A 20,617-nucleotide genomic window follows, 5' to 3' on the forward strand; every position below is an offset into this window, starting at 1 on the left:
AACACGCGGTGATCACTGGGATTGGCTCAATTCAAAGCCCCCGCAAATGGCAAGGCAAACCAGCAGAAATCGCAGCTATTGCCAGATTTTTAATGCAGAAAGACGCCAGATATCTCATTTTGGTGAATAGAGGATGAACAGGATGAAACGGGTTGTCATCACCGGCATTGGTGCCATTAGCCCTTTGGGGAACAATTGGAAAACCGTTGAAACGGCCCTAAAAGCGGGCAAAAATGCCATCCAAATCATGCCAGAATGGCAGGTATTTGAAGGCCTTAATACGCAGCTGGGCGCGCCTGCCGCACCGTTTGAGCTGCCTGCGCATTACAACCGAAAAAGCACTCGCAGCATGGGCCGCGTGGCGTTAATGGCCACCCGTGCTAGCGAGCTGGCACTGATCGACGCCGGCTTACTTGATAACACTCTAGTCAAGAGCGGCCAGATGGGCATTGCCTATGGATCGTCTGCGGGCACGCCAAAAGCCATTGGTGACTTTGGCCGAATGATGGCCGAAAAAAGCACCGAGGGCATCAATGCCACCACCTACATCAAAATGATGTCGCATACGGCAGCGGTTAATATTGGCGTATTTTTGGGTATTACTGGCCGTATTATCACCACCTCCAGCGCATGCACTTCGGGCAGCCAAGGCATAGGTTACGCCTATGAAGCTATCAAATTTGGCAGGCAAACCGCCATGTTGGCCGGTGGTGCGGAGGAGCTAGACGCTACTGAAGCCGCCGTATTTGACACCCTATTTGCCACCAGTGTACAAAACGACACCCCCCACGCTACGCCACGCCCCTTTGATGTAAAACGTGATGGCTTAGTCATTGGCGAAGGTGCAGGCACACTGGTGCTAGAAGAGCTAGAACACGCACTGGCGCGCGGCGCACACATCTATGCAGAAATCGTCGGTTTTGGCAGCAATAGCGATGGCAGCCACGTTACCCATCCTAATTACGCCACTATGGCGCAGGCCATTCGTTTAAGCTTGGCCGACGCGCAGCTGCAGCCTGCCGATATTGCCTATATCAACGCCCACGGCACCGCCACCGATCACGGCGACATTGCCGAATCAAAAGCCACTTTTGATGTGTTTGGCGCAGATACCCCCATTAGCTCGCTAAAAAGTTATATGGGCCACACATTGGGGGCTTGTGGCGCGCTGGAAGCATGGATCAGCATTGAAATGATGAATAGCGGCTGGTTTGCCCCCACCATTAACCTAACCGAGCCCGACCCGCGCTGTGCGCCATTAGATTACATCACTGGCGATGGCCGTCATTTAGATTGCGATATCGTGATGAGTAATAACTTTGCCTTTGGCGGAATCAATACTTCTTTAATTTTTAAACGCTGGCGTTAATTACTGCTGCGAAGAAAAAAAATCAACTGCGATATAGTAATGACTGAACAACTAAAACATTTTAAATAACAAGCTCTTTTTTAAACTTAAGGTTAGACATAATGAAATTAGCAATCATATTTTTAATGCTTGGCTCTAGCTCTGTAATGGCCAGCGAAAAAACATACCTTGAAACACCCGTTCAATATTTAGCCGATGCCAGTGTTATTAATAGGGTTAGGGAAGAATGCAATATTGAAGAGCTACTGGCTAAACGTGTTGGAAGCAGCATGGCCCAACTTAATCACGGCGAAGGGACCGTTGCAGCCGATGTTAGCAAAGTAGATGGCGATGTACTGCGCCTAAGAATTGCCCGCGTCACAGGCGTGGGCGGAGGTGGTTTTAGCGGCCCAAAATCAATTACCGTGGTCGCGGAGCTTCTAGAAAATGGCAAAGTTAAGCGCCAAACAAAATTAAACCGCTGGTCCATTGGTGGACTCTGGGGTGGTTTTCGTGGCACCTGCTCTATCCTTGATCGCACCGCAATAGCGATCGGCAAAGATTTAGCTTATTGGATAAAAGACTCAAGCTATATCATTAAAGAAGATGCCGATATTAAAGATGACCCTTCTGCAAAAGAGAATAAAGAGCCAGTAGCAAATACAACATCAAAAAATATTGAGCCTGCAAAGTCCAGCTAAATTCTATTAATTATTATTGAGCAAGACAGATGAATTTGAGAAATTCATCTGTCTTGCTCAATAAAATCCACCACTCATTAATGACGCACCTTCTCAATCAAAAACTCATAGAGAAAAAACGCTCTCGTGTTTTCTCTATGTGCTTAGTACTCTCATAGGCCTCTCTGCGACTATAGATTTAAGGCTTTTTTAAAGCGGCAGGCGCGGCCAGCGCGTAAACATCCACCCCCTGCTGGGCAAGTAGTGCTTCTAATGCGGGCATCAGTGCGCCAAGTTTTTCATCTAGCGCGTCTCTTACCGTATCCACCACCACCTGCGTGGCCCGTTCGATTTCCACATTGAACCAGCTACCCACTTGCTTACCTTCAAACACCGTCATCCGGCGTGTTTCGGGGATCAGCCATACTTCAAACCAACCTTCCACCTTATTGGTTTCAGATACGGTCAGGCTAGCACCGTCTAGGGCGATATAGCCTTTGGCAAAGATGTATTTCATCCATTGTTTTGCTACACCAATTCTAAAGCAGCAGTTCTCCTGATCTTTACGAATATCCAGCAAAGTGGCGGTAAAATCGACGTGGCCTGATAGCGGATGGCCGCCAATTTCTGCGCCGTCTTTGGCTGCACGTTCAGCATTTACGCTGCTGCCTACCCCATGCTGGCCCAAGGAAGTCACCCGCAAGCTTTGTAGCATCACATCAAAGCTAGCGCTGTCTTGTTCAAAAATTTCAGTCACCGTTAAACAAACGCCATCAATGGCAACTGAAGCACCAATTTGAATATCTTGGCAAAACCCCGCCGGAAAAGCGATACGAAAACTACGAATCCCTTCACGGTCTTCAATTGCTGCAATACGGGCCACACCCTGCACAATACCGGTAAACATTTATTCTTTGTCCTTAAATAGCTCTGGGTTTGCTGCATGCACGCGTTTAGACGACTTCAGCAAATTACAGTGATCACAAAAATAACTAATCGAACCACAGGCAGCAATCACGTCTAGCGGACGCTTACAATCTGGGCAAATGGGTACAGCTTCTTGCACAATTTCATTTGGCATAAAATTCTCCAGCATCGGTAAAGCGCAGTGTAAGACGCAAATCGTCTCCAACTAAGCGGCGCTCTAATACCTTAGCTTGTAGCTTATGGTTTAGATCAGTTAAATCAAGTGTAGCGATGCCTTTGGCGGTGTCGCCAATCAGCACTGGGGCTTGATAAAGCAGCATTTCATCCACCAAACCCGCTTGAAACAGCGCTCCAACTAAAATGCCGCCCGCCTCAACCGTTACTTGGTTGCAGCCTCGGCGGCCTAGTTCATTCAGTAAAGCAGTCAAATCAACGCGGCCCTGAGCATCGGCCAAAATCAAGACTTCGGCCCCTGCGGCTTCTAAGGCATGACGCTTTGACTCATCATCCTGAGCGCCAACAATCAATACGCCTGCCTGATTAAATAACTTGGCCGCTACAGGGGTGCGAAGCTGGCTATCCACCACCACACGCAGCGGCTGTCTGTCTACTCCGAATTCTCGCACCGTCAGCTGCGGATCATCGGCCAGCACCGTGCCGATGCCGGTCAGCATGGCGCAAGATCGGGCGCGGAGTTTTTGTACATCAGACCTTGCCGCTGGGCCGGTAATCCATTGTGACTGCCCATTGGCGAGCGCAGTGCGCCCATCTAAACTTGCGCCCATTTTAACCGTCACCCAAGGACGGGATCGCAGCATACGGCTGATAAAGCCTTTGTGATGCTCCAGCGCTGCGGCGTACAAAACGCCCGAACTCACTTCAACACCTGCCGCCGCCAAACGTGCTAAGCCTTGGCCCGCCACCAGCGGATTAGGATCAGTCAGCGCGGCGACCACACGCACTACTCCCGCTTTCAGCAAAGCATCGGCGCAAGGCGGTGTGCGGCCATAATGGCTGCAAGGCTCCAGCGTGACATAAGCCGTAGCACCAAGGGCCAAATCACCCGCAACACTTAAAGCCATCACCTCGGCATGCGCACCAGGAGCCCCCTTCACCACACCACCACCCGCTGGCTGACTAAACCCCACGCCCACCACCTGCCCGTCTTTCACCAACACGCAGCCAACAGAGGGGTTAGGCGAAGCGCTATTCTGCCCCAAAGCCGCCTGCTGCAAAGCCAGCTGCATATATTGATGATCGATACTGTTCATGGGTTTACCGGTGTAAAAATAAGGCTCATAAACCCAAATATTGAACCACGGAGAAAAGGGAGAACACAGAGGGCCACGGAGAAAAACATAGGAAAGGTTTTCTCCGTGAAACTCCGTGTTCTCTGTGTCCTCCGTGGTTCAAGATTTGGGTTTATTTCAGCATAAAAAACGTTATTCCTTACTCACTTCCCGTATCACATCGCGGAAATCATCGACGTCTTGGAAGGAGCGGTATACGGAGGCAAAGCGGATATAGGCGACTTTGTCGAGCTTGGCGAGTTCAGACATCACCATTTCGCCAATCTGGCGGCTCATGATTTCTCTATCGCCTAAAGACAATGCTTTTTGAATAATTCTAAGAATAGCTTCGTCCACCAGCGGCGTGGGTACTGGCCGTTTATGTAGGGCGCGCTCAAAGCTGGTGCGGATTTTTTCACGATCAAATTCGGCACGCTGACCATTTTGCTTTACCACCTGCGGCAGGCGCACTTCGGCAGTTTCAAAAGTAGTAAAGCGTTTATCGCACACAGGGCAACGGCGGCGACGGCGAACCAAATCGCCTTCATCAGATATACGCGAGTCAGCGACCAGCGTATCAGGGGAACCACAGAAGGGGCACTTCATCACAACCCCGCAAAGAACATTGTAGAAATAAACAAAACCCAAACCTCAAACCACGGAGGACACCGAGAACACGGAGTTTCACGGAGAAAACCGACACAATGCTCAGACTTAGCTTTTAAACAGACCTTTAAACAGACAAGGTCCAGCTAAAAATGGCGCAGCATCTTTCCAAAGAAAGCCAAACACTTTTTTGACTTTCTCCGTGTGACTCCGTGTCCTCTTTCACTCCGTGTTTTAAGACTTGGGTTTTTTATAGCGAATTTAAGCGCCGTAAACTGGGAAACGGGCGGTTAGTTCTTTTACTTTTACGGCCACGGCTGCGATATTGGCTTCATCCGTTGGATTATCCAATACATCAGCAATCAAGTTTGCCACGATGATCGCTTCAGCTTCTTTAAAACCACGGGTGGTGATCGCTGGGGAACCCAAACGAATACCCGAAGTCACAAATGGGCTTTCTGGATCATTAGGGATGGCGTTTTTATTGACGGTGATATGTGCCAAGCCTAATACAGCATCCGCTGCCTTACCGGTCAGCCCTTTTGAGCGCAGATCAACCAAAAACATATGCGATTCTGAACGACCAGAAATCACACGTAAGCCACGCTCAATCAAGGTTGCAGCCATAGCTTGTGCGTTTTTCAATACTTGCTCTTGGTACACTTTAAATTCTGGGCTTGCTGCTTCTTTAAATGCAATCGCTTTGGCGGCAATTACATGCATCAAAGGGCCGCCTTGCAGCGTTGGGAATACATTAGAGTTGATTGACTTTTCGAACTCAGCTTTGGCCAAGATCAAGCCACCACGCGGGCCGCGCAATGTTTTATGCGTGGTTGACGTTACAAAGTGAGCGTGTGGCACTGGGTTTGGATACACACCTGCAGCAATCAAACCGGCGTAATGCGCCATATCCACCATAAAGTAAGCGCCCACCTTGTCGGCAATTTCACGCATACGCGCCCAATCAAAGCGCAAAGCGTAAGCAGAAGCACCGCCGATCAAAAGCTTAGGCTTGGTTTCAAGCGCTACGCGTTCCATATCGTCGTAATCAATTTCTTCGTTTTCGTTCAGGCCGTAAGCCACTATATTAAATAGCTTACCGGATAAATTAGCTGGCGAGCCGTGTGTAAGGTGGCCACCGTGGCCTAGGTTCATACCCATGACGGTATCGCCCGGCTTCAGAATAGAAAAGTACACCGCTTGGTTGGCTTGCGAGCCAGAGTGCGGCTGCACATTGGCGTACTCTGCGCCAAACAAGGCTTTAACCCGATCAATGGCCAACTGCTCAACCGTATCAACAAATTCACAACCACCATAAAAACGCTTACCAGGATAACCTTCGGCGTATTTATTGGTCAGTTGTGAGCCTTGCGCTTCCATCACAGCAGGGCTAGTGTAATTTTCTGACGCGATCAGCTCAATGTGCTCATGCTGGCGAACAACTTCACCGGCAATGGCTGCAGCTAGATCTGGATCAAATTGGGCGATAGTAGCGGACTTGGAGAACATAGATTGGCGCTTCCGTAAGTCGGTTGGGAATAAGGAATAGCGCAGGATTCTAACACGGCAAGCTGTTTTGCCAATTGAGGAATTCGTGATAAATCATGATCCACGTTCATAATTCATCCCTAGCTTGCTTTTTTTTACGCCACTGATGGTGAATAATCTTTAATTTATCTTGGAAACCCATGCGATCATCTGACATGAAATCTAGGAACTCTGAAAGCATACGCGATTTCATTAGCGAGTAAAAAGTCAGCGCAGCAATGGGGATAAAGGTCGCAAAAAAGTAGCCAATTCTTAGCCAAGCGGCCTCATGAGCCAAATCAAACAAATTCATCCCCAAGAAGCCCGTCACGGTTGTCCCTACCAAGCCCAAAATAGTCACCACGGTTAAGCGCACCACGGTATCGGCTTGGCGGCGCAAATCATCGTTTTCTAAGTATTGGCTCATACTATGGATCGACTCCCTCACCTCCGCAAATAAGGCCTCGGTCCCCAAATGACGGCGCGCCATATGAAATAGCTGATCGGCCACCACTTGATTAGAAATCTCACTAAACCAGTAACGCTGGGTAAAGCGTAAAAAAGCTTCTTGTAATACGCGAATATCACGCTTAAAACGTCGAGAGGATTTTGCATCGCCAACCTGCAACCGTGACAAGGCCACCGCTAGCCGATCCGAAAAAATCAATAATGCAGCCTTATGGAAGTGCGCAATCGTCATCAATAAAAAATATTGATGACGGAACTGCCCTAAAGCCCCCGTGTAAGGGTCACTAAAAAAACCATGTCCGTGTTTTCCAATCAAGACAAAGGCGTGACCATCACACATCATGCGGGTTGAGGATGAATCATGTCGCCGCTCTGGCACCCAAAAACGATCATAGCAACAATGGGCTTCAAACTCCTGAAACACCTTGGCCGTATAGGGCAAATCTCCTCCTTGGGCGGGGCGAGTCACCAAACCTAGGCGGTAAAAATCTTCATCCGTTAAATCAAAAGGATCATCAAAGGCCAGATAAGCCATTAGCGGCATACGGTGATATTCAATTTGGCGATAGCGTAGCTCGCCTTCTTCCTCGGAATGATGCAGCACCAAAGGCCGCAATAAGGAATCCCAATGCTGTGCCATTGGGGCGGCGCGAAACTCGCCCACATGCGACAGAAATTTAGATTTATCATCGTAATCAGATACTGCAATCACGCCGCCTTTGGCATCTAGCCACTTCACAGTTTGCAAGCAGCTTGCGGCAGTATGGTCTTCATCCCACTGCGCAGGAAAAGCACGGCCAAAGCGAAACAAGGTGTCTTGCGCACGACTAAGCGGCACGTTATCAGCCAAGATTTCTAGGGCGAGAATTACGATATCAATATCGTAAAAAAAATACAGATCAACGTGGGCTACTTTAAAGTCTTGCCGCGTGCCATCTTTGTAATGCATGCGTACCGAGCAAATATCATGACGACGAAACACATGCAGCGGAGAGCCTCCGTAGCTATCGGTATTTGCCGCTTCTGCCGCGCCTTCTCCATATAAAAACCGCTGTACATAGGGCAAAAAGGTAACGAATTCACGATAATGCCGCTCTTGAAAAGCCTGCGGATCCATATCAAATACCGAAGGACGCAGCTGCCATGGCGAATCAACATCTACCAGCTGTTTCATAAGTTCCCAATGCCGCCCCATCACATCCGCCCCACCAAGTGGCTGGGCAAGCGGCATCATTTGCAAAGGCCAAATGAGAATTTGCCTAAAATGGCGCACCATAATTTCATCTGCTTCGCTCATTAAGTTCCCCTTTTGATTAGAATAGATCATCACGCAGCAGAACACGGGCAGCAGCAAGCAAATCACGGCCCAATATGCAAAAACCCCTTATTTACACGTCAGTAAATAAGGGGTTTTTAGCTCAAACAAATTACATGGCCGCTTTAAAACGACCCAACACGCATTACATGCCTTTTACCGCATAAATAGCGAGCGTATTGCGCCAATAGCCTTGGTAATCCATGCCGCAACCAAACAGGAAGCGATCTTCAACCTCTAGACCCACGTAATCTGCGCTTACGCCAACAGCCTTACGGTCATGTTTTTTATCAACCAATACCGCCACGCGAACTTCTTTTGCACCCTGCTCACGACAGAATTCCAAGATAGCCGCCAATGTGTGGCCTTCATCTAAGATGTCATCCACGATCACCACCACGCGGCCTTTCATGCTTTCTTGTGGTTTTACCTTCCAATCCAACATACCGCCGCTGGTTTCTTTACGATAACGTGTGGCGTGCATATAAGACACTTCTAGGGGGAAGCGTAAGCGTGGCAATAAATGCCCTGACACAATCAGCCCACCATTCATCACGGTGTAAACAATCGGGTTGGCGTACTGTAAATCAGCCGTCATTGCCTCTGCCATGCGATCTAGCGCGGCTAATACTTCGGCCTCGCCGTGCAAGCAATCCGAATTGTCAATAATCGTTTGGGCTTCAGGGAGTTCTAGGGTCACGATGGTGTACCTTTTTATTCAAATGAAAAACGGATGGCGCTTTTTAATAGGTGGCTTAGCAGTCAACAGATGCTCGCTAAATAGGACTAAGCCACTACGCCATCACTACAAATCTTTAATGCCCGGCGAAATCACAAACCGTAAACAGTGGGATACCCTGCTCACGTACGATTTTTGAGCCGCCTAATTCTGGCAAATCAACAATCGCAGCCGCCTCAACAACGGTTGCGCCAAGGCGATCTAATAATTTAGCTGCAGCAACCATGGTGCCGCCAGTTGCCACTAAATCATCAATCAGCAATACGCGATCGCCTTTTTTGCAGGCATCGGTATGTATTTCAACCGTAGCGGAGCCGTATTCAAGCTCATATTCTTCCGCGACGGTCAAAAAAGGTAATTTACCTTTTTTACGCACTGGCACAAAGCCAAGGTTTAACTCATAAGCCACTACCGCGCCCAGAATAAATCCACGGGCATCTACGCCAGCCACCATATCTAAACCCATATCCATATAGCGATGGACAAAAATATCAACCAACACACGGAAGGTTTTTTTATCCTGCAATAGCGGCGTGATATCCCGAAACTGCACCCCCGCCTGTGGCCAATTTGGCACAGTGCGAATGCGGTCGCGAATATAATCTGCGTATGGCGGCTCTGCCTGCAATATGCTCATTATCTTCCCTTAACCAAATGCAGCAAATTTAACAATCCACAACGCGGTAATAATCAATACCGCAGGGCTTAAATCTTTATAACGACCTGCCAGCATTTTAATAGCGGCGTAGCTAATAAAACCAAAGGCAATACCATCGGCAATAGAATAGGTAAATGGCATACCCACGGCTGTAATCACTGCCGGAGCCGCTTCCGTAATATCGTCCCAATCAAGCTCTGCCAAACCACGCGCCATCAACACCGCCACATAGCAAAGCGCCGGGGCCGTTGCATAAGCAGGCACCGTGCCCGCCAATGGCGCCACAAACAATGCCGCCAAGAATAAAATGGCCACAACTAAGCTAGTCAGACCAGTACGCCCGCCTGCAGCCACACCAGCAGCGGATTCAACATAGGCCGTTACGCTGGATGTACCCAGTGCAGCCCCTACCATAATGGCAGAAGAATCAGCGAACAGCGCTTTCTTTAAACGTGGCAATTTGCCATCTTTATCTAAAAGACCTGAGCGATGCGCAACACCCACTAAGGTGCCGGTTGTATCGAATAGATCCACAAAGAAGAAAATAAACACCACGCCAATTAAACCGGCATTGAAGGCACTTTTAATATCCATTTGCATAAAGGTTGGCGCAATTGAAGGCGGCGGAGAAAACACGCCTTTAAATTCGGTTAAACCGAATAAAATCGACAATAGCGTTACACCCAGCACGCCAATAATGATGGCGCCTTTTACCTTGCGATATTCCAAAGCCACAATTAAAAAGAAGCCGAGCACGGCCAATAAAGTGCTAGGCGCATGAATATCGCCCAATTGCACCATCGTGACCGGTGATGCCGTAATCAGACCGGCGCTTTTCAAGCCAATAATGGCCAGAAACAGGCCCACACCGGCTGAGATCGCCAGCTTTAGTGAGTGCGGAATCGCATTCACCAGCACTTCACGTAATTTAAACGAGGAAACCAGCACAAAAATCACGCCAGAAATAAACACCGCACCTAAGGCCGTTTGCCAAGGCACGCCCATGCCTTTCACAACTGCAAAGGTAAAGTAAGCGTTTAAACCCATACCTGGCGCCAGCGCAATTGGATAATTAGCCAACAACGCCATCACAGCGGTACCAAAAGCCGCAGCCAAACACGTCGCCACAAACACGGCGTTAAAATCCATACCGGTTTGCGCCAAAATGGCTGGATTGACGAAAATAATATAGGCCATGGTTAAAAACGTCGTAAACCCAGCGATGACCTCGGTTTTAACATTAGTACCGTGTTCTTTTAATTTGAACAATGCTTCGAGCATGAGCCCATTTCCCCGTTAAAAAAAACAAATAAGTTGGCTTGTATTGCTTGTTATTCACGCACAATACTGACCGACTCACACACCATTAACCGCCAATGCCCAGCAATGCCAACAGCCCTAGCAAAGCAAAAACAGCAGCGGCAACAAAACGAACATATCGCAAAATATGCATCCGCGCCGCAATCCACTTACCCACAAACACGGCAGGCACATCGGCAATCATCATGCCTAAGGTAGTGCCTGCAATCACCGCCCATAGTGGTTGGTATTTAAGAGCCAAGGCAACGGTAACAACCTGAGTTTTATCGCCGATTTCGGCCAAAAAGAACGCCACAGCGGTGGCCAAGAACGCACCATAGGGCTTGATTTGGGCTTCTTCTTCACCCATCTCATCGGGAATCAATGCCCAAACGGCAATGGCTAAGAAGCCTAAGCCAATCACCCAACGCAAAACAGCAGGCGACACTAAGCCCGCCACTTGCAGCCCAAGCCAGCCCGCAGCAAAGTGATTAAGTACAGTCGCAACAAAGATGCCCAGAATAATAGGCAAAGGGCGTCGAAAGCGCGCAGCCAAGATTAACGCGAGTAATTGCGTCTTATCGCCGATTTCGGCAATGGCTACTACACCAGTAGAAATAAGGAATGTATCAATCATTGAGTTGTGTTTCCGGGGCGGGCAGGATAGAGGTCGCGCAGCATTGCCCACCCCGGGAAATGCTGAACGAACCTCAGGTCTTGTCAAGTTGACCCATATTCTGCGTTCAGAATACAGCTCCAACCGAATACGCCATGGATCAAACAATCCAAGTATGTTGACGTATTCCCCGCAAACAGTTCTTTCAAACTCGCTGCAGGCGACTACTCCCCCGAAGACCAAAGCGCGGATTTTAACCACCAGTCATGCATGCTGCAATCCCAGATTACAAAAACCGTCCGTACAAACTACTATTTACATATCTCAAATGACCGTTTTAATGTGATTTAGCAGTGCGGCACACCCTGCCTCTACTTGATCTAATACCGCCTCAAACCCAGCAGCGCCGCCATAATAAGGATCTAACACCTCACTTTGAGTGGGCACAGGGGCAAAGGATAAAAATAATTTCACCCGCGACTGATATTCTGGCGGGCATTGCCGTTGTAAATCCTTTAAATGGCCATTATCCATCGCCAAAATCCAATCAAACTCAGCAAAATCGCTCTGCTGTACGCTGCGGGCGCGCAAAAAAGACAAGTCAAAACCACGTTTTTGAGCATGGCTTTGCGCACGCCGATCTGGCGGCTCCCCAATGTGATAATTCTGCGTGCCGGCAGAGTCCACTTCAATGGCATGACTTAGCCCCGCATCTTTCACCCATTGCCGCATCACCCCATCGGCAGTAGGGCTTCTACAGATGTTTCCGGTGCACACAAAAATCACCTTAACTTTTTTCATTAAAAATTAGCCAATTAAAATAAACATACCGTTTTAAAAAAAATGATGACTGCCAATATAAGTTAACAACTTAGCACGCTCTATATGGCAGATATAGAGCCATATCAATGCGGCCCTGCACCGTCGGCATTCAAGATTAATTGATTGCTTTGGTGGCTTTTGCAAGAAAATATAGGCGCCGCCATGAAACTGACACCATCAGTAATCACATCCGTCAGCAATACGCGCTTAACTTCTTAGTTTTAGACTTCATTATTCACCTGGCACTCATCATGCTCGTCATAAACCTAAAGCAAACCTCAAAACACGAATACATTTTTATGTAAAAAATCAATACATTACATTTTAAATTATCGATTTAGAGTGTTGTAGAAAAATTCAAAAAAACATCAATCACCATTTTATTCTGTAAATTTACGTCAGCCATAAGTAAATATTTGCCTATATTAACCAGTAATCCACACAATACAATTGTAATTGTTAAATAAGAATTTATCGTGTTTCAACATAATTTTTGATAAGCATGGCCTTTCCACATGAGAAATAACCCATAGAAATCCCCATTCGCTTTAAAGAAAATAAAAAACAACCTTAATCAGGTTTGCATTCTAGGAGCTGCCCAATATACAGCCGTAAACAATGCCTTCGGCAATAACTACGCAATACACCTTATTAGCGCAATCGGCGGCAAATTAGAAATATCTTTCAGTCACTTCGATGCACCATCAGCACCTCCCCCACACATATTAATTTAGGGGCATTACTGAAAAGTAAAACGGCGCTCAAAGGCTCCGATAACTTTGATCATGGCGGTTGCTTCAGAGGGCCAAGTTTCAAAAACACTTAAGAAAATCTATCTACTTGTAGCTTCTTTATTTTTCCGCACCTTCTTTCTGGGTTTTCTCTATACGAAAGCCTGCCGATTAAACGCACAGATTGACTTAACTAAATTGTTGGCACGATGTCTTCCTTTACCCGCTCGCTATTACCGATTTCCTCCCGCCAGGCGCTGTTTTTTTGTTTACTACTCGCCACGTTTGAACTACTGATTTACGTCGGCAGCGATATCGTAATGCCCGCCATGTTGTATGTGGTGGCAGACCTTAATGCACCCGTTAGCCATGTGCCTATCGCCTTGAACGCTTATTTGCTAGGCGGTGTTGCCTTCCAATGGCTAATCGGCCCCTTGTCGGATTGTTTTGGCCGTCGTCCACTGTTGTTAATTGGCGCAACTCTGTTTGCCGTGGCGTGCCTAATCACCCCCTTGGTGGGCGATATCTATGTATTTAATGTATTGCGCTTTATTCAGGGTATTGCACTGGGCTTTGTGGTGGTGGTGAGTTACCCCGCGTTGCAAGAGTCTTTTGAGGAAACCGATGCGGTGCGGCTTATGGCGCTATTGGCCAATATCGCCTTGCTGTCGCCATTATTGGGCCCCTTACTAGGCAGCATGCTGCTGGAGCTTGTGACGTGGCGAACGCTGTTTGTTGGCGTGGGTGTGAGCGGCATCTTAGTCTTAATCGGGCTGTGGTTTTTTATGCCTGAAACCATCGGTGTTACGCGTACAGATGGCAGTCGGCTTGAGCCAGCACCACTTAATCTGGCCAGCATTTTGGCAAGTTACCGTGAACTACTGAGCAATGCTCGCTTTATGCAAGGCAGCTTTGCTCTAGGGCTAATCAGCATCCCATTGATTGGCTGGATTGGCCTTGCACCTTTGCTGCTGATGAATAATCTGGGGCTCAGTTCTATTGCCTACGGCCTGTGGCAATTGCCCATTTTTGCTGGTTTGATTGCCGGAAATCTAGCTTTAAATTATCTGGTTACCCGCTTTGAACTTGATGCACTGATCCGCTTATCGCTGTGGCCAATTTTTGGGGGCTTACTCTTTATGCTAGCAGCCACCTTGCTAACCGGCCACTTATTAGCGGTGGTGCTGGGCTTAACGATCTACGCCTTTGGCATGGGCATTTGCAACGCTACGCTTTATCGGCAAACCTTATTTGCCAGCGAGAGCAGCAAAGGCACCGTTGCCGCCATGTTGGGGATGATTTCTGTTGCCACTATCGGCCTAGGTAGTTCGGCACTTGCGCTGCTGGGTGCAGGCACCAGCCTGGCTGCTTTCGCCATTGCGGCCAGTATTGGCGCGGGTTTAGCGCTATGGCCACTGTGCTGCTTACTTAAGCGCCCACCCATAACTGCCTCCGTTACGATTTAGTTTTTAACTACCCGCTTCCGTTCATTTATCTTGCCTAGGAGATCATTTGTGGCCTCACTCGTCCATGTCGATGCGCTGTGCGCCATCGAATCCCCCTATCGTAGCGATGCCGCTTGCGATCAGCTGTTTAACGCAGCAATGCGCGAGCTCACGGAATATCACTGCGAGGAGTCGCCAGGCTACGCCCAATGGTTAGCGTCCAATGGATGGGATAAGGCGAAGCTGGAAAACGTGAACGACTGGTCGAGTTTGCCTCCATTGTTTGCCAATTATTTCAAGCGCCGCTTGGTATTGAGCAAAGCGGGTGAAGAAGCGTTGGAGTTAACGTCATCAGGCACCAGCGGCCAAAAAAGCCGCATGCGCTATGACGAGCGCAGCTTGGGTGCCGCCCAAGCAATGGTTGACCGTATCTTCAAGCTATACGGCTGGAATACGCCCGACACCCCCTGCAATTATCTGTTGTTAAGTTACGAGCCTGCTGGCGCAATCACACTTGGCACCGCCTATACCGACCAGTTTTTGTGCAAATACGCGCCAATCAACCGCGCAGTATATGCCTTGCGGCATAACGGCCACGGTAACGAGTTCGACCCGTTTGGGGTAATTAGGGCCTTACAGGAGTTTGCCGAAGAAGGCCTGCCGGTACGAATCTTTGGCTTCCCTGCATTTTTGTGGTTTGCGCTAGAGCGCATGCGGGAAATGGGCTATCCAGCCCTAAAGCTGCACCCTGATTCATTGGTATTTCTGGGCGGTGGTTGGAAAACCCACGCCGACCAAATCATCCCTAAAACCATGTTGTATCAACGCTTGGGTGAGCAACTTGGTATTCCAGACGTGCGCTGCCGAGATGGCTATGGCGCGGTGGAACACCCAGTACCCTATATCGAATGCCCAAAGCATCGCTTCCATATTCCCAGCTATGCGCGCGCCTATATCCGCCACCCAGCGACTTTAGACACGCAACCATACGGCGCAAGGGGCTTTTTGCATTTCGTATCGCCCTACATCACATCCAGCCCCGCCCATAGCGTGATCATGAGTGATTTGGCCACCTTACACCCAGGCCATGAATGCGGCTGCGGCATCGAAACCGACTGGTTTGAACTACTGGGACGCGCAGGCACCAGTAAAAGCCGCAGCTGTGCACTGGCGGCATCTGAATTGATCAAGGAGTCTTAAGCATGTATCTCGTACAAGGTATCCTTATAAGCCAGACTGGGGCGGATGAAGCATTAGCGTCCTTACAAACACGGCTAGCAACGACGCTGGCGCAACAGCTGGATAACGAAACGGTATTGGCTTGTGCTGAAAGCTTTGCCCAATGGGTACTGAACGATAGCGACGCGCTGGGCTTGGATGCCGAAAACCGCACGGCGCTGCACGGCTTCTGCCAACGTGACGCCTTGGCAACTAAGCTAGCCCGAGAGTTAGGCGAAATGCCATTTTCGCTGCGCCGCATTGATTACCGTAGCCCGCATTTTGAAAGCTGGCGACCTCTGGGATTGGTCGTACATATCACGCCAGCCAATTCCGCCTTGCTGGCATTCTTCGCCATGTTAGAAAGCCTGCTGGTTGGCAATATCAACTGGCTACGCCCTAGCAGCAGCGATAACGGACGCACTGCTGCGTTGTTGGCAGCGTTCCTCAGCCATGACAGCACCGGCACATTAGCAGATTATCTTGCCGTATTACCTTGGCCCAATGCTGATCTAGCTCGCCTATTCAGCCGAGCCGATGCGGTGTCTGCCTGGGGTGGGGAAGCGGCACTGACGGCGATTCGGCAGCAGTTACCCGCCGGTTGCCGCTGGGTAGACTGGGGACACCGCATCAGCTTTGCGTATGTAGTGCCCAGCGCCGCAAGCGAAGCGCAGCTCGATGCCTTGGCCGATGAGGTTTGTCGCTTTGATCAACAGGCGTGTTCCAGCCCGCAATGCGTATTGATTGATAGCGAAGACCCTGCCGTATTGCGGGAAGTGGGCGAACAGTTGGCCAAAGCACTCTCACGGCGTACCCAGCAATGGCCTGAATTAATTCCTAGCGAGCAAGAGTCTGCCGAGATCAGCACCCAGCTTGCGTTCGCACGGCTGGATCAAAGCTTCTCCGATGTGCGGGGGCATGTTTGGCAAGGTGAAGGCTGGCGGATTATTTGGGCACAAACAGCCGCCTTAGTGGCGTCGCCATTATTTCGCACCGTACAACTACGGCCAGTGCCGCGAGCACAGTTGGTGGAGACACTGCAAGCTTGGCGAACCCGGCTGCAAACCTGCGGCTTAGTGGCACATAACCATGATTTGGCGCAATTAGGCCAGATTTTGCTGGCCGCCGGTGTTAGCCGTGTGACACCGGTGAGTGCGATGCACGACGGGTATGAAGGCGAGCCGCACGATGGTGTATACGCCCTAGCGCGGCTAACGCGCCGGGTGTCGGTGAGCTTTGCGGCGGATAAGCTGCCAAACCACGTCACGCTTGACCCACCTCCAGCGGAGCCAGAAGGTTTAGTTACACAGCCGATTATGGATAAGGTTGCTTTCCAGCAAACACCGATGACAGAAAATGCCCAATTGTTTTTCCGTAGTGGCGGCAGCAGCGGCAAGCCCAAACTAGCGGGTTTTAGCTATCGCGATTATCACCGGCAAATGCAAGCGGCGGCAGATGGCTTGTTTGCGGCGGGCCTTGATCCGGCGAACGATCGAGTCATGAATTTACTCTACGGCGGCAACCTGTATGGCGGCTTATTAAGCTTTTTCACCATTTTGGACAAATTGTCAGCGGTGCATTTCCCTATGGGTGGCCCGAGCGACGACGATTACAGCGAAATTGCCCAGCTGATTATCGACCAAGGTGTGAATACGCTGATTGGCATGCCCGGCACGATCCACCATTTGTTTGTGCGGGAAGAGGCTAGGCTGCGCGCTTACGGCGGCATCCAAAAAATCATGTTAGGCGGCGAGCACTTGAACCCGCAGCAACGCAAGTTTTTAGCTGGGTTCGGTGTATCGATGATCCGTTCCGCCATTTATGGCTCGGTTGATGCCGGCCCCTTAGGCCACAGCTGTGGTAGTTCGCCCGATGGCGTATTCCATCTATTGGCCGACACCCAGTGGCTAGAAATTGTGAATACCGAGCAAGACCAAGCCGCAGCGCCAGGTGTAACTGGTCGCTTGTTATTTACCTCTCGTGCCCGCGAGGGGCAGGCGGTGATACGTTATGAGCTTGGTGATTTAGGCCGTTGGGTGACGGGCCCTTGTGAATGTGGGCTGCCCGCGCCGCGATTCGAGCTATGTGGTAGGCACGGCCAGTTGCTGCGGGTAGGAACCCTCTTTTTTAACCCTACGCTTAGCGCTAAGGCAATAGGCGTACCGCTACAGTTCTTGATTAACTACACCGCCAGCGGCAGAGAGCATTTGGTGGTACAGGTGGAGGGTGATATTGAGCATGTCCGCCAGTATTTAAGTCAACACAGCGAGCTGGGAGAGGCGCTGAATAACGGGCTACTAGAGATGGAGGTGATCCATAAATTGTCGACGGATTTCCAACGCCATCCACAAAGTGGCAAAACACCGTTAGTGCTAGATCACCGGCAGCCTGTATTAAGCAACACTGCCGAGCCAGCAGGCGCAGTTTAATTTGCCTGTAATGGGTGATGTACAGAGCTTGGTTGGCTCCTCCACTGAGCAGCAATGCCCAGATGGAGGGTGCAGATCAGCTTAGACCCACACCAGCCTTGGCTGTATCCCTTTAGAACAGACTCATCACAACAAGCTTTACGGCCTGTAAAAATGAGCGCAACAACAAGCCGCCACGTTACCCTTCTGCTGACAGATGCATGGGCAAAGTGAATAGACTGCTTGCAGGAAGCTATACAAATGACCCTTCTCATAGAACAGCTCGTGCAGTACGCACGCCAACATTCCCCTTTCTATGCAGCGCTGTACCGAGACATACCCCGCTCTGGCTGGCAACTCCACGACTTGCCGCTGATCGACCCTGCTTTGTATTGGCAGCAGTCACAAACATTATCGTCCTGGCCGGTACTGACCGGCCCCATCCTTGATGGCCATGTTTTTCGAACTGGGGGATCAACCGGTGCTGGCAAGCTGTCGGTGTATTCCCGTGAGGAATGGCGTGATTTTGTGCGTGCTTTTGGCCAAGGAATGGGCTCGCAGCTAACCCCAGGCGACCGAGTGGCCAATTTGTTTTTTGCGGGCGATTTATACACCAGCTTTTTATTTATTCATGGCGCATTAGCGCACTCACCCGTGCCCGTCTGTGAATACCCTTTTACCGGTGCGGTCGAGACCACGCTACTGGCTGAGGCGATTGAAGCCCATCAAATCAACGTACTGGCTTGTGTGCCCGCCCAACTATTGCGTTTTGTCAGCCAATTGCTCGAGCGCGGACAAGTGCTCACCAGCGTCACGCTGGTTCTGTATGGCGGCGAAAGCTTGTTTGAAGAGCAGCTGTCTATGCTGTCGCTAGCCTTGCCAAACGCCCGCTTCGCCTCGGTGGGCTGCGCCAGTGTTGATGCAGGCTTGATTGGCGCAAGCACACCGGATTGCCTATTGGGCGAGCACCATGTATTTGATGGTGATGCCCTAGTGGAAATCATCGATGAAACCACGGGTAAGCCTATTGAGGAGGAAGGCCAGACTGGTGTATTGGTTGTGACCAATCTGCAACGGCGCTTGATGCCGCTGATTCGTTATCCAACTGGCGACTTGGCGGTTTGGTGTGAGCCAACCGATACCAAGCAACGCAAGTTTGCACTTCGTGGCCGCGCCAGTCAGGGATATCGTGTTCGGCTGGGCACGCTCTCGCTATTTCCTGAGGAAATTGGTGGCATTGTGAAAGCGCATTTAGGCCCAGCGTCTTGGCAATTGTTGCTGGCCCGCGCTGACGGCATGGACAGCTTGACGCTGCGGGTTGCGCCAGATGGCGGCTTAAGCAACGCCGTAAAAGAAAAGCTTTATACCGCGCTAATAGAGAAATACCCAGCGATGAATACCTTGTCACAGAGAAATCTGCTGCGCTTTGATATCGCTTGCCACACGGTTCACAATCTGACGTTTCACCCTCGCTCAGGCAAGTTATTGCGGGTGGTGGACCAGCGCTCCTATGTGGTGCAAGCGGAGCGGCAAGCATGAACAAATGGAACAAATTTGCCGTTTCAGTCCGCAGTTTCGTGCCAGAAGATGCCAATAAAGTGAGCGCTCTGTTTCGCACGGTGTATGGCGACTGCTATGTGTATCCGGATGTTTATCTGCCCTCGATGATTTGCCGCAATAACGCACAACAGCGCTGGCATTCGGTTGTGGCCTGCATAAAAGACCAAATTGTTGGCCATGCCGTGCTGTGGGTGCATCAAGATTACCCAGATAGCGCCGAGCTGGCGCTCAATATTGTTCACCCCGACGCACGCGGCATGGGTATTGCCACGACGCTGGGGGCTTACCTAAGAGACTATGCGCGCGAATGCGGGCTGCGTACGTTAACAATCAAACAGGTATCGTCCCATGCACAAAGCCAGCGTTTGGCTCAGACGCTGGGTTTCCAAACCACCGGTTTGCTATTGGATTATGTGGCCTCCCCATTTGGCAACGAGTGGCGTGAAAGCGTGGTGCTGGGGTGCCTACCTTTGCAGCCCTCTCCTTTGCCAGCCTTACCGTGGCCATTATCCTGCCGAGATTGGCTTGGGCCTATCGAGCAAAATTTCGGTACACATTCCCTGATGGATTCCACCCCCGCCGCTACCCCAATAGCAGTGGCGAGCCATGAGCATAGAATTGAGGTAACACTGACAGACCTACACCCCAACAACGTGGATGAAGTAGCGCAAATGCCTAAGAAGCGCCTGATTTATCTGCGGATGCGCCTAGACCAACATACGCCAGCGGCCATGCAACAACTGCGCCGCGCCGGTTTTGCATATGCCGGCTTTATGCCGGGGCCCGCTCAAGGGTGGTATGGCCTGATGCAACGCGGCTACAAGGCGCATAAGCTGGAATTATGCTGCCCAGTCGCCAGAAAACTGTACCAAGGCAGCCTTAAACAGCATGCAGAAATTATGACGGATGCACGCTAGTCGCTTATTTTAAAATTACTTTTACTCGGCGACTAAGCACCAAG

At 50.1% G+C, this 20,617-nt stretch carries 18 protein-coding genes and 1 riboswitch; of the genes, 7 read left to right on the forward strand and 11 right to left on the reverse strand.

Annotated features, from left to right (window positions below):
- Window positions 1-133 precede the first annotated feature (133 nt).
- Window positions 134-1,369 carry a beta-ketoacyl-ACP synthase gene (locus tag Q0R17_RS02075; RefSeq protein ID WP_293931699.1) on the forward strand — a complete coding sequence of 412 codons (1,236 nt, stop codon included), beginning with the start codon at window positions 134-136 and terminating at the stop codon, window positions 1,367-1,369.
- 101 nt (window positions 1,370-1,470) lie between these two features.
- Window positions 1,471-2,049, forward strand: coding sequence for a hypothetical protein (locus tag Q0R17_RS02080; protein WP_293931701.1), 579 nt, complete (start codon window positions 1,471-1,473; stop codon window positions 2,047-2,049).
- Window positions 2,050-2,227: 178 nt separating this feature from the next.
- Here the strand turns inward: Q0R17_RS02080 and Q0R17_RS02085 are convergent, their stop codons facing one another.
- The 11 genes from Q0R17_RS02085 to Q0R17_RS02135 all read right to left on the reverse strand — a co-directional run bounded on the left by Q0R17_RS02085 (window position 2,228) and on the right by Q0R17_RS02135 (window position 12,273).
- The gene (locus tag Q0R17_RS02085) at window positions 2,228-2,935 is read right to left on the reverse strand and encodes a riboflavin synthase subunit alpha (RefSeq protein ID WP_293931703.1); all 708 of its coding nucleotides are present in this window, start codon (window positions 2,933-2,935) and stop codon (window positions 2,228-2,230) included.
- A complete protein-coding gene (locus tag Q0R17_RS02090; protein ID WP_293931705.1) occupies window positions 2,936-3,109 on the reverse strand; it encodes a zinc-ribbon domain-containing protein in 174 nt (57 codons plus the stop codon).
- Entirely contained in the window at window positions 3,099-4,226 is a 1,128-nt protein-coding gene (gene ribD, locus Q0R17_RS02095; RefSeq protein ID WP_293931706.1) for a bifunctional diaminohydroxyphosphoribosylaminopyrimidine deaminase/5-amino-6-(5-phosphoribosylamino)uracil reductase RibD, read from the reverse strand. Before ribD ends, Q0R17_RS02090 begins: the two co-directional genes overlap by 11 nt.
- A gap of 171 nt (window positions 4,227-4,397) precedes the next feature.
- Entirely contained in the window at window positions 4,398-4,850 is a 453-nt protein-coding gene (gene nrdR / locus Q0R17_RS02100) for a transcriptional regulator NrdR (protein ID WP_293931707.1), read from the reverse strand.
- Between the two features lie 261 nt (window positions 4,851-5,111).
- Entirely contained in the window at window positions 5,112-6,359 is a 1,248-nt protein-coding gene (gene glyA / locus Q0R17_RS02105; RefSeq protein WP_293931709.1) for a serine hydroxymethyltransferase, read from the reverse strand.
- Window positions 6,360-6,465: 106 nt separating this feature from the next.
- Complete coding sequence (locus tag Q0R17_RS02110) at window positions 6,466-8,142, reverse strand: hypothetical protein (RefSeq protein WP_293931710.1); 1,677 nt, start codon at window positions 8,140-8,142, stop codon at window positions 6,466-6,468.
- 163 nt (window positions 8,143-8,305) lie between these two features.
- Entirely contained in the window at window positions 8,306-8,860 is a 555-nt protein-coding gene (locus Q0R17_RS02115) for a hypoxanthine-guanine phosphoribosyltransferase (RefSeq protein WP_293931711.1), read from the reverse strand.
- 115 nt (window positions 8,861-8,975) lie between these two features.
- Window positions 8,976-9,536, reverse strand: a complete 561-nt coding sequence (locus Q0R17_RS02120) for an adenine phosphoribosyltransferase (RefSeq protein ID WP_293931712.1) — start codon at window positions 9,534-9,536, stop codon at window positions 8,976-8,978.
- A 9-nt stretch (window positions 9,537-9,545) separates the two neighbouring features.
- Complete coding sequence (locus tag Q0R17_RS02125) at window positions 9,546-10,838, reverse strand: NCS2 family permease (protein WP_293931713.1); 1,293 nt, start codon at window positions 10,836-10,838, stop codon at window positions 9,546-9,548.
- A gap of 85 nt (window positions 10,839-10,923) precedes the next feature.
- Window positions 10,924-11,493: a TMEM165/GDT1 family protein gene (locus Q0R17_RS02130; protein ID WP_293931714.1), complete on the reverse strand. Its 570-nt coding sequence runs from the start codon at window positions 11,491-11,493 to the stop codon at window positions 10,924-10,926.
- Between the two features lie 86 nt (window positions 11,494-11,579).
- A riboswitch (yybP-ykoY riboswitch) is annotated at window positions 11,580-11,710 on the reverse strand.
- A gap of 86 nt (window positions 11,711-11,796) precedes the next feature.
- The gene (locus Q0R17_RS02135; RefSeq protein ID WP_293931716.1) at window positions 11,797-12,273 is read right to left on the reverse strand and encodes a low molecular weight protein-tyrosine-phosphatase; all 477 of its coding nucleotides are present in this window, start codon (window positions 12,271-12,273) and stop codon (window positions 11,797-11,799) included.
- 961 nt (window positions 12,274-13,234) lie between these two features.
- Here Q0R17_RS02135 and Q0R17_RS02140 point away from each other — a divergent pair.
- From Q0R17_RS02140 to Q0R17_RS02160, 5 genes are all read left to right on the forward strand, one after another.
- On the forward strand, window positions 13,235-14,491 hold the full coding sequence (locus Q0R17_RS02140; RefSeq protein WP_293931718.1) for an MFS transporter: 1,257 nt from the start codon (window positions 13,235-13,237) through the stop codon (window positions 14,489-14,491).
- 48 nt (window positions 14,492-14,539) lie between these two features.
- The gene (locus Q0R17_RS02145) at window positions 14,540-15,670 is read left to right on the forward strand and encodes an acyl-protein synthase (RefSeq protein ID WP_293931720.1); all 1,131 of its coding nucleotides are present in this window, start codon (window positions 14,540-14,542) and stop codon (window positions 15,668-15,670) included.
- A gap of 2 nt (window positions 15,671-15,672) precedes the next feature.
- A complete protein-coding gene (locus Q0R17_RS02150) occupies window positions 15,673-18,117 on the forward strand; it encodes an acyl-CoA reductase (RefSeq protein ID WP_293931722.1) in 2,445 nt (814 codons plus the stop codon).
- A 240-nt stretch (window positions 18,118-18,357) separates the two neighbouring features.
- Window positions 18,358-19,635: a phenylacetate--CoA ligase family protein gene (locus Q0R17_RS02155; RefSeq protein WP_293931723.1), complete on the forward strand. Its 1,278-nt coding sequence runs from the start codon at window positions 18,358-18,360 to the stop codon at window positions 19,633-19,635.
- Entirely contained in the window at window positions 19,632-20,573 is a 942-nt protein-coding gene (locus tag Q0R17_RS02160; RefSeq protein ID WP_293931725.1) for a GNAT family N-acetyltransferase, read from the forward strand. The genes Q0R17_RS02155 and Q0R17_RS02160 overlap by 4 nt, the downstream gene beginning before the upstream one ends.
- Window positions 20,574-20,617 lie beyond the last annotated feature (44 nt).

Origin of the sequence: Iodobacter sp., from assembly GCF_025352645.1 — a bacterium.
In the GTDB taxonomy this organism is placed as follows: domain Bacteria; phylum Pseudomonadota; class Gammaproteobacteria; order Burkholderiales; family Chitinibacteraceae; genus Iodobacter.

Excerpts from the sequence above, each read along its gene's own strand:
- Q0R17_RS02075 (WP_293931699.1), top strand. The coding sequence starts at position 134 with ATGAACAGGATGAAACGGGTTGTCATCACCGGCATTGGTGCCATTAGC.
- Q0R17_RS02080 (WP_293931701.1), top strand. The coding sequence starts at position 1,471 with ATGAAATTAGCAATCATATTTTTAATGCTTGGCTCTAGCTCTGTAATG.
- Q0R17_RS02085 (WP_293931703.1), bottom strand. The coding sequence starts at position 2,935 with ATGTTTACCGGTATTGTGCAGGGTGTGGCCCGTATTGCAGCAATTGAA.
- Q0R17_RS02090 (WP_293931705.1), bottom strand. The coding sequence starts at position 3,109 with ATGCCAAATGAAATTGTGCAAGAAGCTGTACCCATTTGCCCAGATTGT.
- ribD (WP_293931706.1), bottom strand. The coding sequence starts at position 4,226 with ATGAACAGTATCGATCATCAATATATGCAGCTGGCTTTGCAGCAGGCG.
- nrdR (WP_293931707.1), bottom strand. The coding sequence starts at position 4,850 with ATGAAGTGCCCCTTCTGTGGTTCCCCTGATACGCTGGTCGCTGACTCG.
- glyA (WP_293931709.1), bottom strand. The coding sequence starts at position 6,359 with ATGTTCTCCAAGTCCGCTACTATCGCCCAATTTGATCCAGATCTAGCT.
- Q0R17_RS02110 (WP_293931710.1), bottom strand. The coding sequence starts at position 8,142 with ATGAGCGAAGCAGATGAAATTATGGTGCGCCATTTTAGGCAAATTCTC.
- Q0R17_RS02120 (WP_293931712.1), bottom strand. The coding sequence starts at position 9,536 with ATGAGCATATTGCAGGCAGAGCCGCCATACGCAGATTATATTCGCGAC.
- Q0R17_RS02125 (WP_293931713.1), bottom strand. The coding sequence starts at position 10,838 with ATGCTCGAAGCATTGTTCAAATTAAAAGAACACGGTACTAATGTTAAA.
- Q0R17_RS02130 (WP_293931714.1), bottom strand. The coding sequence starts at position 11,493 with ATGATTGATACATTCCTTATTTCTACTGGTGTAGTAGCCATTGCCGAA.
- Q0R17_RS02135 (WP_293931716.1), bottom strand. The coding sequence starts at position 12,273 with ATGAAAAAAGTTAAGGTGATTTTTGTGTGCACCGGAAACATCTGTAGA.
- Q0R17_RS02140 (WP_293931718.1), top strand. The coding sequence starts at position 13,235 with ATGTCTTCCTTTACCCGCTCGCTATTACCGATTTCCTCCCGCCAGGCG.
- Q0R17_RS02150 (WP_293931722.1), top strand. The coding sequence starts at position 15,673 with ATGTATCTCGTACAAGGTATCCTTATAAGCCAGACTGGGGCGGATGAA.
- Q0R17_RS02155 (WP_293931723.1), top strand. The coding sequence starts at position 18,358 with ATGACCCTTCTCATAGAACAGCTCGTGCAGTACGCACGCCAACATTCC.
- Q0R17_RS02160 (WP_293931725.1), top strand. The coding sequence starts at position 19,632 with ATGAACAAATGGAACAAATTTGCCGTTTCAGTCCGCAGTTTCGTGCCA.